Below are 16,499 nucleotides of genomic sequence, written 5' to 3'. Positions count from 1 at the left end.
CCGGCATGCGCGCCGCTCAGCCGGGCCCGTCGCCGGCCGCCGACGCCGGGCGCTCCCGGTCCTCGAACGAGACGTCGACGCGCTGGTGGCGGACGGCGCGCTGGGCGCGGGCCGACTCGGCGTAGACCCGCTCGTCCCCGCGGGTCAGCTCGACGTCGTCGGTGAACGGCGTGAGCAGGGCCCGGGGGTGCAGGCGGTCCACGCGGACGACGTTGACCTCCACGCAGAGGACGAGGACCACCGACGCCAGGTAGATGAAGGCGATCAGCCCCAGGACGAGGGCGAACACCGCGTCGACCGCGCTGGCGTTGGCGACGACGCGCGCCACGTAGACCCCGCCGAAGGACTGCAGCAGCTGCCAGGCGATCGCCGCCGCGAGCGCTCCCGGCGCGACCTGCCGGACGGTGAGACGGCGGGCCGTGGTCAGCCGGAAGCCGACCACGAACACCGCCGCGTTGGCCAGCACGGACGCCACCGTCACCAGCAGCTGCAGCCAGGTGCTGAAGACGCCGTAGGCGGCCGCGCCGGTCCCGGCCGCCGACAGCACCGTGCTGGCCAGGACCAGCAGGCCCAGGGTGCACAGGAGCAGGAGGCTGCGGCCGCGGGAGGTGATCGGGTCCGGCCGGCTGTGCCGCGGCACGGCCCAGGCGGTGTTCATCGTGTGCTGGATGGCCTGGCCGAGACCGAGGGCGCCGTAGAGGGCCACCAGCCCGCCGACCAGGAACGGGACGACGCCGCCGCCGAGGCGCTCCGGGGTGCCCAGCTGCGGCCCGATGACCGGGAACTCGGCCAGGGCGGAGTCGAGCAGGCGCTGCTGCAGCTCCGGGTTCCCGCTGAGGACCAGCCCGAGCACCGTCGCCAGGAGCAGCAGCATCGGGAACAGCGCGAGGAAGCCGTAGTAGGTGACGAGGGCCGCCATGAAGTGGCCGTCGTCGTCCAGGAACTTGTAGAGCACCGCGATCGGGAACCCCGCCCAGCGGTGCCGCCGCTGGAACCGGTCCAGGCGCTCGGCGATCGTCATGGCGCACCCCTGTCTGCTCCGGTGGCCGCAGCGATACCCCGCCGCGGCCGCGGGACGCGCGGGCCGTGTCGGGGGTGCCCGGTAGGAAGGACCCATGGCCGACGCCTTCCCCTCCCTCGCCGAGCTCGCCGCCGAGGCGCACGAGCTGCAGTTCGCCGGCTTCACCAACGACGACGCGTGGGACCTCGGTTCGGCGCTGGTGGCCGCCGCCCGCGCGCAGGAGGCGCCGGTGGCGATCGCGATCGAGCGCAACGGCCACCGGCTGTTCTCGGCCGCTCTCCCGGGCGCCACCCCCGACAACGACGCCTGGATCGCGCGCAAGCTGCGCGTGGTGCACCGGTTCGGCCACAGCAGCCTCTACGTCCGGCAGGCGTCGATCGAGCGCGGCACCACCTTCGAGGCGGAGTTCGGCCTGGACCCGGCACGGTTCGCCGCGCACGGGGGCGCCGTCCCGGTCGTGGTGCGGTCGGTGGGCCCGATCGGGGCGGTCGCGGTCTCCGGGCTGCCGCAGCTGGCCGACCACGCGATGGTCGTGGCCGCGATCCGCGCCCACCTCGGCCGCTGACCGGCGTGACCGCCCCGGCCCCGGCCCTCGCCCCGGCGCGGAGGGCCGGACGCACCGGACCGCTCCGCGCGCCCCCGTCGGGCACCATGCACCCGTGGACGGGACGCCGGGACGGCTCCGCGACGACCGCGGCGGGCGGCCGGCGGCCACGACCCCGCACGAGCTGGCGGCCGTGGCCCAGCGGCTGTTCCTGGACCGCGGCTTCGAGGAGACCAGCGTCGACGACATCGCCGCCGCGGCGGGGATCAGCCGCCGCACCTTCTTCCGCTACTTCCCCACCAAGGCCGACGTCCTCTTCGTCGAGTCGGCCGCTGAGCTGCGGCGGCTGCGCGACCACCTCGCCGGGGGCAGCGACGGGGAGTCCTACGAGGCGGTGGTGCAGCGCTCGGTGGCCGCGGCCCTGCGCTTCCCGCCCGACGAGGCCACCTGGGCCCGGCACCGCGCGCAGCTGCTGCTCACCGTGCCGGCCCTGCAGGGGCACGCCATGACCCGCTACCGCGACTGGCGGGACGCCGCGGCGGCCTTCGTGAGCGCGCGCTACGGACAGCCGGCCGACGCGGTGTTCCCGCTCGCGGTCGGGCACGCGGTGCTGGCGGCCACCCTCACCGCCCACGAGCACTGGCTCGCCCACCCCGGGTCGGACCTGTTCGAGACCGTCGGCGAGGTCCTGGCGCTGCTGCTGCCCGAGGCCCCCGCGCCGGCTACCCGGCGAACGCCCGGCTGAGCGCCGGGGCGACGTCGCGGTGGGTGCGGATGCGGGCCACCCGGCCACGCCCGGCCCGGGCCAGCTCCCGGCCCAGCTGGAGGTCGTGCTCCCCCGAGACGTCGAGCAGCACGTCGAGCCGGGGCAGCCGGGCGGCCTCCGGCCGGGGGTCGGGGCCGGCGTTGTGGACGCAGTCGGACAGCAGCACCACGCGCGCGTCCCGGGCCGGCGCGCGGGAGAGCTCGCGGGCGGCCTGCTGCAGCGGGAAGGCCACGTTGGTCAGCCCCTTGGCCGGGACGGCGAGCAGCTGGTCGAGCAGGGCCAGCGGCTGCACCGGCTGCCCGAGGTGCAGCAGGACGGCGGCGTCGGACCAGAAGGCGAGGACGGCGAGGTCGTCGCGCACCAGCTCCGCGGCCAGCGCCGCCACGGTGGCGGCCGCGGTGCGGACCCGCTCGCCGCGCATCGACCCGGAGACGTCGACGGCGAGCACCACGGAGCGCCGGGTGCGGACCCGTTCGCGGACGACGACGTCCTCCTCCTCGGGCACCGGCCGTTCGGCGAGGACCTCGATGGTGCGGTCGAGGTCGATGTCGTCGGACCCGCCGCGGTAGGGGACGCTGGCCAGCTCGCCGGTGCCACGGCGCGAGAGCATGTCGTGCCGCGGTCGCGGCACCGCCAGGCGCGCGGCGATCTGCCGGGCCCGGGCGCGCACCTCGGGGTCCGGGCCGGGGCCGTCGGCGGGCAGGGTCACCACCGACGCCGGATCCTCGGTGGTGCCCGGCGCGCTGCCCCCGCGGGGGCCGGGCGCGTGCCGGCCGCGGCCGGGCAGCGCGGTGAGCACGGTGCCGCCCGCCCCGGCCGGGGACGGGGCGAACAGGGTCGGGTCCTCGGTGAGCTGCTTGGGCCTGCGCCGCAGCGGAGGCCGGGTCGTCGCGCGCGGCGGCCCGGGGCGGCGCAGCGGGGAGTCCGCCTCGACCGGCCTTCAACCGGGGGCGGCCGCGGCGGGAGCGAGCACGAAGTGGTCCTCCCAGATCTCGCGGAGGACCTGCTCGGGGGTGGTCTCGGCGGCCTCGTCGAGGTGGATGCGCCCGGACAGGGCCACCACCATGGCGTCGAGGACCGTGCCGGCGTACCGCTCGTCGGCCGCGGTGCCGATGCCGCGCAGCTGCGCGAGCTGGGCGGCGACCAGGACGGTGTCGATGGCGCCGCGGACGCTGCTGCCCTGACGCACGTCGGCGTGCGCCCGGGTCGCCCGGGTCACGGCCACGCCGTCGGCGACGAGGCGGCCGCGCAGCGCGCCGTCGGTGGCCGCGCGGCCGCGCAGCGCGCCATCGGCCCCGCAGGCCCGCAGTGCCACGATGTCGCGCTCGGCGGCCTCGTCCTGGTAGCCGATCGCCAGCCGGCAGAGCCGGTCGTGGACGCTCGTGGACAGCCGGGTGGTGCCGACGTTGTCGTAGGGGTTCATCGAGGCGATGACCCGGAACGTCGGCCGGGCCGTCACGCTGCCCACCCGGGGGATGGCGATGGAGCGGTCGGCGATCGCGGTGAGCAGCGTGTTGAGCGTGTCCTCCGGCGCCCGGTTGAACTCCTCGATGTAGAGGAACCCGCCCTCCTGCATGGCCTGCACCAGCGGCCCGGGCACGAAGTTGTCGCTGCTGTAGTCCTCGTGCAGGACGCGGGCCGGGTTGTGGTGGCCGACGATCTTCGCGGGGGTCAGATCGGCGTTGCCCTCGACGAACAGCAGCGGGATCCCCCACTCCGCGGTGATCGCCTTGAGCATGGTCGTCTTGCTGGTCCCCGGCGGGCCCTCGAGCACGATGTCGCGGCCGGCGGCGACGGCCGCGAGCACGAGGTCGAGCTCGGACTCGCGGCCGACGATCCGGGCGGCGACCCGGGCACGGACGGCGGTGATGTCGTCGGGCACGCGGCCCGGGTCGGTGCTCAGGACGGCTCCTCGCTTCCTCGCGCGCTCACTTCTGGGTGGAGCCGGCATCGACCGGCAGGGTCACGCCGGTGATGTAGCGCGCCTCGTCGGAGGCGAGGAACAGCACGGCGTTGCTGATGTCCCGCGGCTCGACCCACTGGATGGGCAGGGCGTTGAGGGCGGCGAACCGCTCCCCCACCTGGTCACGGGTCGGGTGGTCCAGGTCCGGGGCGAACAGCCGGTAGGTCGCCTCGTTCTGGATCATGTCGGTGTCCACGCTGGTCGGGTGGACGCTGTTGACCCGGATCATGTGCGGCGCCAGCTCCAGCGCCAGGGTCCGCATCAGTCCCACGACACCGTGCTTGGGGGCGACGTAGTGGGCGAAGTTGGGGAAGCCCATGAGGCCGGCGGTGGAGCTGGTCAGCACGATCGACCCGCCGCGACCGCCCTCGACCATGTGCGGCACGCAGGCCTTGGTGGTGTGCCACACCCCGGTCAGGTTGACGTCGATCATGTCCCGCCACATGGGCTCGTCCAACTCCCCGGTCGTGAAGCTGAAGATGCCCGCGTTGGCGCACACGATGTCCAGCCGGCCGAGCTCCGCGACGCCCCGGTCGACGGCGCTCTTGAGCGCGCTGTAGTCGCGGACGTCGGCCCGGGTGGCCACGATCCGGCGGTCCAGCGCCTCGACGGCCGCCACCGTCTCGGCCAGGTCGTCGGGGGTGGCCATCCCGTAGGGCACCGTGTCGATCTGCGCGCACAGGTCGACGGCGATGATGTCGGCGCCCTCCTCGGCCAGCCGGATCGCGTGACTGCGACCCTGCCCGCGGGCGGCGCCGGTGACGAACGCGACCTTGCCCTCGACCCGTCCCATGCCCGGGCTCCCTCCTCGACGACGTGTGACGTGCGCCACAGGTTATGGCACTGGGTGTCAGCTGAGGAAGCCCCGGCACCGGGGTCAGGGGGTGGGCGACCCGACCGGTCGGCGACGGCGGAGGGCGCGCGGGGCGTGCTCGGGCAGCACCCCCAGCCCGACGACGCGGGCGGGCACCCCCTGCAGCCGCGGGTACCGCTGCAGCAGCCGCAGCAGACGCGGAGCGGTGACGGCGACGTCGCCGGCCAGGACGCGGGCGAGCAGCCGCTGCTGGACCTGCCGCTGCCCGAACTGGGTCAGCACGGTCGGCAGCAGACGGCGCCACCGCACGCGGGCCAGCACCGCGGTCCCGGGGCCGCCGTCGCGCAGCGGGGCGGCGAGCAGCCGGGCCGCGGCGGCGGCGTCCTGGATGGCGAGGTTGATGCCGACCCCGCCGACCGGCGACATGGCGTGCGCGGCGTCGCCGATGACCAGCAGCCCGGGCAGGTGCCACCGGGTGAGCCGGTCCACGCGGACCGACAGGACGCTGACCTGGTCCCAGTCGCGCAGCGTCGCCACGGCGGCGGGCATGGCGGGCAGCAGCCCGGCGAGGTCGGCGCGGAAGGCGTCGACGCCGCGCTCCCGGAGCGCCGCGTAGCCGTCCTTGGGCACCAGGTAGGCGGTCTGCCAGTAGTCGCCCCGGTCGATGGTCACCAGCATGCGGCGGCGGCCGATCCGCCCCATCCCGCCGAACGTGGGCCCGCGGTCCCCGGGGAGCTTGGGCAGCCGGAACCACAGCACGTCCATCGGCGCGCCGAACTCCCGCAGCCGCAGGCCCGACTGCGCGCGCAGCCGGGAGTTGCGGCCATCGGCGACCACGGTGAGCGCCGCCCGGATCTCCCCCTCCGTGCCGTCGGAGGTCCGGTACCGCAGGCCGACGACCCGGCCGTCCTCGCGGAGCAGGCCGACCGCCTCGGTCTCCATCCGCAGGGTGAAGGTGTCGTGGCCGCGCGCCTGGTCGGCGAGGAAGTCGAGGAAGTCCCACTGCGGCACGAAGGTGAGGAAGGGGAACCGGCCCGGCAGCCGGGTGAAGTCGGCGACGGCGAAGGTGCCCGCGTCGGTGGTGACCCCGATCCGCGGGACCTCCTGGTGCGGCAGCGCCAGGAACTCCTCGGCCAGGCCCAGTTCGTCGAGCAGCCGCAGCGTCGAGGGGTGGACGGTGTCGCCGCGGAAGTCGCGCAGGAAGTCGGGGTGCTTCTCCAGGACGACGACGTCGAGGCCCTGCATCGCCAGGAGCAACCCGAGCACCATGCCGGCGGGCCCGCCCCCGGCGATGCAGCAGGTGGTCGTGTCCGCGCTCACCACGTCCTCCTCACCGGCTGCGGTAGAGCCGGGTGGTGACCGGCAGGAACACCGCGGCGAGCCCGGCGGCCACCGCGAGCGAGACGACGATCGCGGTGCCGTCCGGGGCGCCGGCCATCAGGGAGCGGGACGCGGTCGCGAGCACCGAGATCGGGTTGACCTCGACGAAGGCCTCCAGCGGCCCGGGCAGCGTCCGCGGGTCGACGAACACGTTGGAGAGGAACGTCAACGGGAAGATCCCCATGAAGCCGGCGTTCATGACCGCGTTCGGCGAGCGCATCAGCAGGCCGAGCACCGAGAACACCCACGACAGCCCGAACGAGAAGGCCACCACCAGCGCCAGGGCCGCCACCGCACCGCCGGCGCCGCCGTCGGGCCGGTACCCGAGCAGCAGCCCCACACCGATGATCACCGTGCCGGCCACCACGTAGCGGACGCTGTCCCCGAGCAGTGACCCCAGCAGCGGCGCCGGCCGCCAGATCGGCAGCGAGCGGAACCGGTCGACCACGCCCTTGGTGAGATCGGTGTTGAGGGTGACCCCCGAGTAGACGGTCGTGAACAGCACCGACATGACCAGCAGGCCCGGCAGCGTGTAGTCGAGGTACGCGCTGGTGGAGCCGGCGATCGCGCCGCCGAACAGGTAGGTGAACAGGAGCAGGAACATCACCGGTGTGACGGTGACGTCGAGCAACTGCTCGGGGACGTGCTTGACCTTGAGCATCCCGCGCCAGCCGAAGGTCAGCGCGGTCGACAGCCGCCCGGGCCGCGGAGGCCGCGCGGTCGAGGCGATGGCCCGGCGGACGGCGGCGGCGTCGGCGCCCGGGGCCGCGGTGGTGGCGGTCATGAGGCCTGCTCCTCCAGGGTCGGTGCGTCGGTGGCGCCGTCCTCGGCGGGGTGGCCGGTGAGGGCCAGGAACACCTCGTCGAGGCTGGGCTGGTCGAGGGAGAAGTCGGCGATGCCGACCCCGGCGCGGGCCAGCTCGGCCAGCCCGAGGGCGGCCTTCTCCGCGTCGGCGCAGGCCGCCGAGAGCGCGGTCGGGTCCGCCGCGGGGACCACGGCACCGACGGCGCGCTCGAGGACGCGGACGGCGTCGGGGCGCCGCTCGGGGTCGAGCAGCCGGACGTGCAGCGAACCGGTGCCGACCGACGCCTTGAGCTGGCCGGGCGTGCCCTCGGCGATGACCCGGCCGCGGTCGATGACGGCGATCCCGTCGGCGAGCTGGTCGGCCTCCTCGAGGTACTGGGTGCAGAGCAGGATCGTCGTCCCCTCGGCGACCAGGGCCCGGGCGATCTCCCACACCTGGTTGCGCGACCGCGGGTCCAGCCCGGTGGTCGGCTCGTCGAGGAACACCACCTGGGGGGTGACGACCAGGCTCGCGGCGATGTCGAGCCGCCGCCGCATGCCCCCGGAGTAGTGCTTCACCAGCCGGCCGGAGGCGTCGGCGATGCCGAAGGCCTCCAGCAGCTCGTCGGCACGGGCCCGCGCGGCCGCCCGGCGGTGCCCGAGCAGCCGGCCGAGCAGCACGAGGTTCTCCCGCCCGGTGAGCTCCTCGTCGACCGAGGCCAGCTGGCCGGTCAGGCTCACCAGCCCGCGGACGGCATCGGCCTCGGTGACCACGTCGTGCCCGAGCACCCGGGCGCGGCCGGCGTCGGGCGCGATCAGCGTGGCCAGCATGCGGATCGTGGTCGTCTTCCCCGCGCCGTTGGGGCCGAGGACCCCGTAGATGGCCCCCGCCGGGACGACCAGGTCCACGCCGGCCACGGCGCGGGTCTCGCCGAAGGACTTCGTGAGGCCGGTCGCCTCGATGGCGAGTGCGGTCCGTTCGGTCATCGCGCTCCCTAGATCGGGTCCGCCGCAGCGTCTCTCGTCCCTCTGACGCAATCTGCGCCGCGGAGTCATCGGCCGCCAGCGGATTTCCCGGCGGCGCCGCCGATGCTCGGGGTTCGAGCGCACTCGAGGTCAAGCCCGCCAGCGGTACTCCATCTCCGGGCGCCCGGTGCCGCCGTACCGGGGGGCGCGGTCGACGAGGCCGGTGTCGGCCAGGTACTCCAGGTACCGGCGGGCGGTGATGCGGGAGGCGCCGATGCGCGCGCCGGTCTCGGCGGCCGACAGCCCCTCCCCCGCCGTCCGGACGGCGGCGACGACGGCGTCGAGGGTCTCCCGGCCCATCCCCTTGGGCAGGGGGGCCGGCCGGGTCGGCCGGACCGCGTCGAGCACCCGGTCCACCTCGTCCTGCCCGGTGGCGTCCCCGCCGGCCCGCAGCCGCGCGCGGTACTCGGCGTAGGCGGTCAGCCGGTCGCGCAGCGCCGGGTAGGTGAACGGCTTGAGCAGGTAGCCGACGACGCCGTGCGCGGCCGCGGCCCGCACCGTGGTCAGCTCCCGCGCCGAGGTGACCGCGAGGACGTCGACGTCCCGGCCCGCGGCCCGGATGCGACGGCACAGCTCGATGCCGGTGGTGTCGGGCAGGTTCATGTCCAGCAGCACGAGGTCGACCGGGACGCGGGCGAGGGCGTCCAGGGCGAGGGTGCCGGTCCCCGCCACGGCCGCGGTCGCGAAGCCCGGCGTCCGGTCGACGTAGGTGCGGTGCGCCTCGGCCGCGACCGGCTCGTCCTCGACCACGAGGACCGCGATCACCGGAGCGCCCCGGCGGTCACCGGCAGGGGCAGCGACACCCGGAACTCCGCGCCGGGGCCGGGCCGCACCGACAGCGTCCCGCCGTGCCGGCGCACCGCCGCCGCGACCAGGGCCAGGCCCAGCCCGCGGCCCAGCGGGGTGCCGCCGGGGTCCTTGGTCGACCAGCCGCGCTCGAACAGGTGCGGCAGGTCCTCCTCGGCCACGCCGGGACCGGTGTCCTCGACCCGGATCTCCAGCCGGCCGTCGACGACCTCGAGCGCGGCCTGCACCTCCCGCGGCGGGTCGCCGGCGAGCGCGGCGTCGATCGCGTTGTCCAGCAGGTTGCCGACGATCGTCACCAGGTCACCGCCGGGGATCCCGGTGCTGCCCACCGACGTGGCCGGGTCGATCTCCAGCAGGACGCCGCGCTCGTGCGCGGTCGCCGTCTTGCCCAGCAGCAGCGCGGCCAGCACCGGCTCGCCGACGGCGGCGACCACCCGGTCGGTGAGCTCCTGGGCGGCGGCCAGCTCGGCGGTGGCGAACTCGATGGCCTCCTGGGGCCGGCCCAGCTCGACCAGCGAGACGGTGGTGTGCAGCCGGTTGGCGGCCTCGTGGGCCTGCGAGCGCAGCGACTCGGCGAAGGACCGGACGCTGTCGAGCTCGCCGGTGAGCGCCTGCAGCTCGGTGTGGTCCCGCAGCGTCACGACCGTCCCCGCGGAGCGGCCCTCCGTCCGGGGCGGGGCCTGGTTGACCACCAGGACCCGGCTGCCGGTCACGTGCACCTCGTCGACGGCGGTCCGCTGCCTGCCGAGGACCTCGGTGAGCCCCGGAGGGAGGCCGAGCTCCCCGACGTGCCGGCCGGTCGGGTCCCCGTCGAGGTCGAGCAGGCGGCGCGCCTCGTCGTTGACCAGCTGCACCCGCTGCTCGGCGTCCACCAGGAGCAGCCCCTCGCGGACGGCGTGCAGGACGGCGGAGTGGTACTCGACCATCCGCGCCAGCGCCGCCGGGGACAGGTCGTGGGTCTGCCGCCCCACCCGCCGGCTCAGCGCCCAGCTGCCGAGCGCCCCGACCGCCAGGGTGGCCGCGCCGGTGCCGAGGATCCCCGGCACCGCCGCGGCGAGGTCCCGCCCGATGGCGTCGACGGTGATCCCGGCCGACACCAGGGCCACGACGGTCCCGTCCCCGTCGAACACCGGGCCGGTCGCGCGCACCGACGGGCCCAGGGTGCCGGTGTAGGTCTCGGTGAAGGTCTCGCCGGCCAGGGCCGGGGCGACGGTGCCCCGGAACGGCCGGCCGATCTGCTCCGGGTCGGGGTGGGTCCAGCGGGTCCGGTCGGGGGCCAGGACGGTGATGAAGGACGTCCCGGTGTCGACCCGCACCTGCTCCACGTAGGGCTGCAGCACCGCGGTCGGGTCCGGGCCGGTGACGGCGTCGCGGACCAGCGGTGAGTCGGCGAGGCTCTCCACGATCGCCGTGGTCCGCTGCTCGGCGGCGTCCCGCACCGCCTGCCGGGCGTCGGTCCAGGCGACGGCGGTGGCGGCGAGCACCACCACGCCGACGACCAGCGCCTGGAGCAGCAGCAGCCGGCGGGCGAGGCTGGTGTCGCCCCGCCCCAGCCGGGCGACGAAGGCGGGCACGTGCACGCCGCAGAGTGTGCCCCGCCGGCCGGGTCGCGACGTCCCCCCGGTGAACGCAATGAACACATGGGTGACCGCGGTCACCTCGCGGGGGACTGTGACTGCCGTCGCCCTCCCCGGGCCGACCCCACCCACGGGGCACCTCGCCCCGGCCGACCTCGCAGGAGCAGTCGATGGCCTCAGGCACCGAGCAGGAGACCGCGCCCCGGGCGCGGCGGGACCGCACCCACTGGCTCTACCTCGCCGTGATCGGTGCGGTCGTCGCCGGCATCGCCGTCGGCTTCCTCTTCCCGGGCTTCGCCACCGACCTCAAGTGGCTGGGCACCGCCTTCGTGGGCCTGATCAAGATGCTGATCGGCCCGGTCATCTTCTGCACGATCGTGCTGGGCATCGGCTCGATCCGGCAGGCGGCGAAGGTCGGCCGGGTCGGCGGGCTGGCGCTGGGCTACTTCCTGCTCATGTCGACCGTCGCCCTGGCGATCGGCCTGGTGGTGGGCAACGTGCTGCACCCGGGGGACGGTCTGCAGCTGAGCGACGCGCTGCGCGGGCAGGGCTCGGAGCTGGCGGAGACCGCCCACGAGAGCGGCGGGACGACCGACTTCATCCTCGGGCTGATCCCGACGACGCTGCTCTCGGCGCTGACCGACGGCTCGGTCCTGCAGGCGCTGCTCGTCGCGCTGCTGGTGGGCTTCGCCATCCAGGCCATGGGCCGCTCCGGTGAGCCGCTGCTGCGCGGCATCGGGCACCTGCAGAAGCTGGTGTTCCGGATCCTCGCCATGGTCATGTGGGTCGCGCCCATCGGTGCCTTCGGGGCGATCGCGGCCGTCGTCGGCGAGACCGGGATCGACGCGCTGAAGAGCCTCGCCGTGATCATGCTGGGCTTCTACGCCACCTGCGCGGTGTTCGTGTTCGTCGTCCTGGGTCTCCTGCTGCGCCTGGTGGCGAAGGTCAACGTCTTCAGCCTGCTGCGCTACCTGGGCCGGGAGTTCCTGCTGATCGTCTCCACGTCCTCGTCGGAGACGGCGCTGCCGCGGCTGATCGCCAAGATGGAGCACGCCGGCGTGAGCCAGCCGGTGGCCGGGATCGTCGTGCCGACCGGTTACTCGTTCAACCTCGACGGCACCGCCATCTACCTCACGATGGCCTCGCTGTTCATCGCCGAGGCACTGGGCGACCCGCTGTCGCTCGGCGAGCAGGTCGGCCTGCTCGCGTTCATGATCATCGCCTCGAAGGGTGCGGCCGGGGTCACCGGCGCCGGCCTGGCCACCCTGGCCGGCGGCCTCTCGGCGCACCGGCCGGAGCTGCTCGACGGCGTCGGGCTGATCGTCGGGATCGACCGGTTCATGTCCGAGGCGCGCGCCGTCACCAACTTCGCCGGCAACGCGGTCGCCACGGTGCTGGTCGCGACCTGGACCAGGGAACTCGACCGGGAGCAGCTCTCCGCGGCGCTGTCCGGCCGGAGCCCGTTCGACGAGGCGCGGATGATCGACGACCACGACGTCGAGCCGGCGTCGGGCACGAACGCCGGACCGGGCCAGGACGACGCCGGGGCCCGGCAGCGCGAGGTGGCGGCGGCCTCCGTGCACTGACCGGCTCCGGACGACACAGAGCCCCCGGCCCGACCCGGCCGGGGGCTCTGTGTCGTCCGCGGTGGGTCGTGCGGCCGAGCGTGCCGATCGAGGACGTGCCGCCCGAGACCCATGCGGTGCTCCGGCGCCGGGCAACGGCAGCGCACCGGTCCCTCCAGGAGCACCCGCGCGTTGGGGTGATCGAGGAGGCGGCGTCCCCGACGGTCGACGAGGTCCTGGAGCGGGCCGGCGGTTCCGCGCCCTTCGAGGCGGCGGTGGCCGCGCTGCGGGAGAACCGTGACCACCGTCGACGCCGGCGTCGCGATGGCCGCGCTCGTCGACGACGCGGAGGACGGCGACCCGGCCCGAGCACGCCTGCGGGGACGGACTCTGACCGGTCTGCGCTGCCGGATCGACCTCGTCGGCGCTCCGGGCGGCGCCGGGTAGCCCGGGACGGCCTCCTGACCGCCACGGATCCGGCCCGGTGCGAGAGTGACGGCATGCACCTGGTCCTGGAGTACACGCTGGCCGAGGACTACCTGGAGCGGAGGGCGGCGCTGCGCGACCAGCACCTGGCGCTCGCCCGGGCCGCGCACGAGCGCGGTGAGCTGCTGCTGGCCGGCGCGCTGCCCGACCCGTACGACCGGGCGCTGCTGGTGTGGACGGCGCCCCGCGAGGTCGTCGAGCGCTTCGCCGAGTCCGATCCCTACGTCGTCAACGGCCTGGTGACCGGGTGGACCGTCCGCCCCTGGAACGTGGTCGTCGGCGGATAGGACCGCCGCTCGTGCGGTGGCCCACCCGCTCCTGCGGTCGTGCAGGACCGCAGGATCGGGCAGGACACCGCACGAGTGGGGCGCGGCTCAGCGGCCGAGCACGCTCCGGAGAGCGCCCGACAGCCACTCCCGCGCCTGCTCGGCCGAGGACGGCGCGGCGAGCGAGCGGGCCGCCACGTAGAGGTCGGGACGCACCAGCAGCACGCCGCCGTCCTCGATCTCGCGCAGCTGCGCCCAGGTGCCGTACGGGTCCTCGACCGGCTGGCCGGGGCCGATGGACACCGGGGTGAGGGTCAGGCCCAGCTCGGGTCCGAGCTCGGCGGCGGCGGCCAGCCACGCCTCGCCGCCGATCCCGGTGACCACGGCGAAGCGGCCGTGCCCGACCAGGTCCAGGGTCGACGTCCGCCGCCCGCCGACGGTCACCCAGGTGTGCGGGGTCTTCGCGCCGGGCCAGGTGGTCGCCTGGGCGTAGAGCACCGGGTCGCGGCGGTACTCGGGCATCGGCGTCCCGTCGGGGACGACCGCCGAGGAGGCGTACCGCTGGTTGTGCTCGACCCCGTGGGCGTCGAACTCGTAGGCCTTGTAGGCGATGGCCTCGCGCAGCGCGGTGCGGATCTTCTCGCCCTCCGGGCCGGGCGCCCTCCACTTCGCCAGCTGCTCCTGCAGGTGGTCGGCCTCGGTGTGCTCCAGGTCGAGGGCGCTGAGGATCTTCCCGGTGTCGGCGATGCTCTGGTTGGCCCGCTCGACGATCTGCCGGGCGATCGGCGCGCGCTCGGCGTCGTAGCTCTCCAGCAGCGAGGGGGCCGCGGTGCCCGCGACGACGTGCGCGACCTTCCAGGCCAGGTTGTAGCTGTCCTGGATCGAGGTGTTCGACCCCAGCCCGTTGGTCGGCGGGTGCCGGTGGATCGCGTCACCGGCGCAGAACACCCGGCCCCGGGCGATCGTCGTCGCGAAGTGGTGGTTGACCGTCCACGGCGAGCGCGACTTCACGTGCATCTCGAAGTCGTCGGTGCCCACCAGCGCGACCGCCAGCTCCCGGACGACCTCGTCGCTGAGGTCCGGCGGGCCGCCGGCCACCTCGTAGCCCCACATGAGCATCCACTCGTCCCAGGGCTTGATCATGCGGAGGACGCCGAGGCCGACTCCCTCCTTCTCCGCGCCGGGCTGGAGCATCCAGTAGAGGACCGAGGGGCGGTGGGCGACGAAGCGGGACAGGTCGGCCTCGAAGACGATGCTCAGCGCGCCGGCGACCGCGCCGGGGCCCTCGTAGGGCAGGTCGAGGTCGGCGGCGACCTTGCTGCGGGCGCCGTCGGCGCCGATCAGGTACTTCGAGCGGATCGTGTACTCGGCGCCGGACAGCCGGTCCCGCACGGTCGTGGTGACGCCGTCGTCGTCCTGCTCGTGGGAGACGTACTCGGTGTCGAAGCGGATCCGCGCGCCGCGCTCCTGGGCGGCCTGGACCAGGATCGGCTCGGTGATCGTCTGCGGGGCGTCGAGCATCGTCGTCGGGCTGGCCAGCTCGTAGTCGGCGTGCCGCACCGTGTCGGTGCCCCACGACGGGATCCGGCCCAGCTCGTCACCGGCGAGGCTGGTGCAGAAGGTGGTGTTGCCCATGTACTCCCAGGGCGTCGCCTCGCGCATCAGGCGCTCCTCGACGCCCATGTCGCGCATCGCCTCCATCGTGCGCTGGTTGGTGATGTGCGCACGCGGGGTGTCGGAGAGCCGGCCGTACTTGGTCACCAGCAGCGTGGACGTGCCGTAGGTCGCCAGGAACAGCGCGGCCGAGGCCCCGGCCGGCCCGGAACCGACGACGAGGACGTCGACCGCGACGGCCGCTCCTCCCTCGGCGGTGGTCGTCGTCGCGGGAGAGCTCATCGAGGTCCTCTCGTCAGGGGGGTCGGGACGCGGACACCTGTCCGCACCGCAGCCGATCCCATCGCCGGACCGGCCGTGTGTCAACCGTCACGCGGGGTGGCAGCCGGGGAGCGGCCGGCCCTCCCGGAGGGTCCCGGCATGTGACGTGGGACATACTCGGGGTAGACGCAGCCCGCCGTCGCCGGTGACGGGTGGGTCGCCGGCGGGAGGTGGACGTGTCGAGCTCCGCCGTCCGGCCGCCGCGTACCCGTCCGCTGCCCGCCGGGCCGCCCGACTGAGCCCGCGCGCCCGCACACGACTGCGTCCCCTCGGTCCACCGTCGAACCCGGAGGAGAGCCCCGCCCGTGAGCACCATGCGCTTCGGCCTGTTCATGCCGCCGTTCAACAGCCCACCGACCCAGAACCCGACCACCTCGCTGCAGCGCGACATCGAGACGATCCAGCTGCTCGACCAGCTCGGCTACGACGAGGTCTGGGTCGGTGAGCACCACTCGGCGGCGACGGAGATCATCGCCGACCCGCTGACCTTCCTCGCCCACGTCGGGCCCCTCACCCGGCACATCAAGCTGGGCACGGGCGTGGTCTCCCTGCCGTACCACAACCCGCTGTGGGTGGCCGACCGCGCGATCCTCGTCGACCACCTGCTCCGCGGCCGCCTGATGGTCGGCGTCGGGCCCGGCTCCCTGCCCACGGACGCCGCGATGATCGGCCTCGAGCCCGCCCAGCTGCGCCCGGCGCTGCACGAGGACCTCGACGTGCTCATCCGGCTGCTCACCACCGACGAGCCGGTGTCGGTGAAGACCGACCGCTACGAGCTGGTCGAGGCCCGCTGCCAGCTGGCGCCCTACCAGTACCCGTGCTTCGAGATGGCCGTCGCGGCCACCGCCTCCCCCACCGGCCCGCGCCTGGCCGGCAAGTACGGCCTGGGCATGCTCTCGGTCGGCGCGACCACCAAGGAGGGCTTCGACGTCCTCGGCCACCACTGGACCGTGCTGGAGGCCGAGGCGGCCGCGGCCGGGCGGACGGCGGACCGGTCACGGTGGCGGCTGATGGGGCCCATGCACATCGCCGAGACGCGCGAGCAGGCCGTCGAGGACATCCGGTACGGCTTCGACGCGTTCGTCGACTACACGCAGAAGACCCTGGCGCTGCCCCCGGTGCGGATCCCCGGCGACACCTTCGACGAGCGGCTGGCCTGGCTCGACGACAGCGGGTGGGGGGTCATCGGCACGCCCGACGACGCGATCGCCCAGATCCAGCGGCTGGTCGACCAGTCCGACGGCGGCTTCGGCTGCTACATCCTGCTGCAGCACGACTGGGCCAACTGGCAGGCGACCCAGCGCAGCTTCGAGCTGTTCGCCCGCCACGTCATCCCGGCCTTCCAGCCCTCCCAGAGGCGGCTGCTGGCCGCGGAGTCCTGGGCGCGCAGCAAGCACGCCGAGCTCGACGCGAAGAACGGCGCGGCGATCCAGGCCGCGTCCGACCGCTACGCGCAGGAGAAGGCGGCCGCCGGCCAGTCCTGACCGTCCCGGGGGGGGGGCCGGGCGCGCCCGCGGGCCCCCCCCCCCCCCCCCCCCGCCGGCGCCCGCAGAGCGGGCCCGGCCC

The 16,499-nt window shown here is 74.9% G+C and carries 16 protein-coding genes; 6 read left to right on the top strand and 10 right to left on the bottom strand.

Going from position 1 to position 16,499, the window contains the following annotated elements:
* Positions 1–16: 16 nt before the first annotated feature.
* A complete protein-coding gene (locus ACI79C_RS18655) occupies positions 17–1,021 on the bottom strand; it encodes a YihY/virulence factor BrkB family protein (RefSeq protein ID WP_456947177.1) in 1,005 nt (334 codons plus the stop codon).
* A gap of 94 nt (positions 1,022–1,115) precedes the next feature.
* On the opposite strand from ACI79C_RS18655, the gene ACI79C_RS18650 reads away from it, so the two are divergent.
* Together ACI79C_RS18650 and ACI79C_RS18645 are read left to right on the top strand one after the other, a co-directional pair.
* Positions 1,116–1,586: a heme-degrading domain-containing protein gene (locus ACI79C_RS18650; protein WP_456947176.1), complete on the top strand. Its 471-nt coding sequence runs from the start codon at positions 1,116–1,118 to the stop codon at positions 1,584–1,586.
* A 94-nt stretch (positions 1,587–1,680) separates the two neighbouring features.
* Positions 1,681–2,310, top strand: a complete 630-nt coding sequence (locus ACI79C_RS18645) for an acyl-CoA-like ligand-binding transcription factor (protein WP_456947175.1) — start codon at positions 1,681–1,683, stop codon at positions 2,308–2,310.
* Here ACI79C_RS18645 and ACI79C_RS18640 read toward each other — a convergent pair.
* The 8 genes from ACI79C_RS18640 to ACI79C_RS18605 form a co-directional block, all read right to left on the bottom strand.
* Entirely contained in the window at positions 2,288–3,043 is a 756-nt protein-coding gene (locus tag ACI79C_RS18640) for a vWA domain-containing protein (RefSeq protein WP_456947174.1), read from the bottom strand. The two genes, ACI79C_RS18645 and ACI79C_RS18640, sit on opposite strands and share 23 nt — an antisense overlap.
* Positions 3,044–3,271: 228 nt before the next feature.
* Entirely contained in the window at positions 3,272–4,213 is a 942-nt protein-coding gene (locus ACI79C_RS18635; RefSeq protein ID WP_456947173.1) for an AAA family ATPase, read from the bottom strand.
* Positions 4,214–4,259: 46 nt separating this feature from the next.
* Entirely contained in the window at positions 4,260–5,087 is an 828-nt protein-coding gene (locus ACI79C_RS18630; protein WP_456947172.1) for a mycofactocin-coupled SDR family oxidoreductase, read from the bottom strand.
* Between the two features lie 84 nt (positions 5,088–5,171).
* Positions 5,172–6,428 carry an FAD-dependent oxidoreductase gene (locus tag ACI79C_RS18625; protein WP_456947171.1) on the bottom strand — a complete coding sequence of 419 codons (1,257 nt, stop codon included), beginning with the start codon at positions 6,426–6,428 and terminating at the stop codon, positions 5,172–5,174.
* Between the two features lie 10 nt (positions 6,429–6,438).
* A complete protein-coding gene (locus ACI79C_RS18620) occupies positions 6,439–7,272 on the bottom strand; it encodes an ABC transporter permease (protein ID WP_456947170.1) in 834 nt (277 codons plus the stop codon).
* Positions 7,269–8,258: an ATP-binding cassette domain-containing protein gene (locus ACI79C_RS18615; RefSeq protein WP_456947169.1), complete on the bottom strand. Its 990-nt coding sequence runs from the start codon at positions 8,256–8,258 to the stop codon at positions 7,269–7,271. Before ACI79C_RS18615 ends, ACI79C_RS18620 begins: the two co-directional genes overlap by 4 nt.
* Before the next feature lie 129 nt (positions 8,259–8,387).
* On the bottom strand, positions 8,388–9,062 hold the full coding sequence (locus tag ACI79C_RS18610; protein WP_456947168.1) for a response regulator: 675 nt from the start codon (positions 9,060–9,062) through the stop codon (positions 8,388–8,390).
* A complete protein-coding gene (locus ACI79C_RS18605; RefSeq protein ID WP_456947167.1) occupies positions 9,059–10,684 on the bottom strand; it encodes a sensor histidine kinase in 1,626 nt (541 codons plus the stop codon). Before ACI79C_RS18605 ends, ACI79C_RS18610 begins: the two co-directional genes overlap by 4 nt.
* 167 nt (positions 10,685–10,851) lie before the next feature.
* Here ACI79C_RS18605 and ACI79C_RS18600 point away from each other — a divergent pair, with 167 nt between their 5' ends.
* The 3 genes from ACI79C_RS18600 to ACI79C_RS18590 all read left to right on the top strand — a co-directional run bounded on the left by ACI79C_RS18600 (position 10,852) and on the right by ACI79C_RS18590 (position 13,019).
* Positions 10,852–12,267, top strand: coding sequence for a cation:dicarboxylate symporter family transporter (locus ACI79C_RS18600; protein WP_456947166.1), 1,416 nt, complete (start codon positions 10,852–10,854; stop codon positions 12,265–12,267).
* A gap of 276 nt (positions 12,268–12,543) precedes the next feature.
* Positions 12,544–12,693 (top strand): hypothetical protein, encoded by a 150-nt coding sequence (locus tag ACI79C_RS18595; protein ID WP_456947165.1) that lies wholly within the window; start codon positions 12,544–12,546, stop codon positions 12,691–12,693.
* A 53-nt stretch (positions 12,694–12,746) separates the two neighbouring features.
* A complete protein-coding gene (locus tag ACI79C_RS18590; RefSeq protein ID WP_456947164.1) occupies positions 12,747–13,019 on the top strand; it encodes a YciI-like protein in 273 nt (90 codons plus the stop codon).
* Between the two features lie 87 nt (positions 13,020–13,106).
* Here ACI79C_RS18590 and ACI79C_RS18585 read toward each other — a convergent pair whose 3' ends face one another.
* A complete protein-coding gene (locus tag ACI79C_RS18585; protein ID WP_456947163.1) occupies positions 13,107–14,894 on the bottom strand; it encodes an FAD-dependent oxidoreductase in 1,788 nt (595 codons plus the stop codon).
* 353 nt (positions 14,895–15,247) lie between these two features.
* Here ACI79C_RS18585 and ACI79C_RS18580 point away from each other — a divergent pair, with 353 nt between their 5' ends.
* Positions 15,248–16,417, top strand: a complete 1,170-nt coding sequence (locus tag ACI79C_RS18580; RefSeq protein WP_456947217.1) for an LLM class flavin-dependent oxidoreductase — start codon at positions 15,248–15,250, stop codon at positions 16,415–16,417.
* The last annotated feature ends 82 nt before the right edge of the window (positions 16,418–16,499 follow it).

Source organism: Geodermatophilus sp. SYSU D00697, from assembly GCF_054050175.1.
The sequence above is the reverse complement of the archived record's forward strand: the minus strand, read 5'-3'. Positions and strand labels throughout refer to the sequence as shown.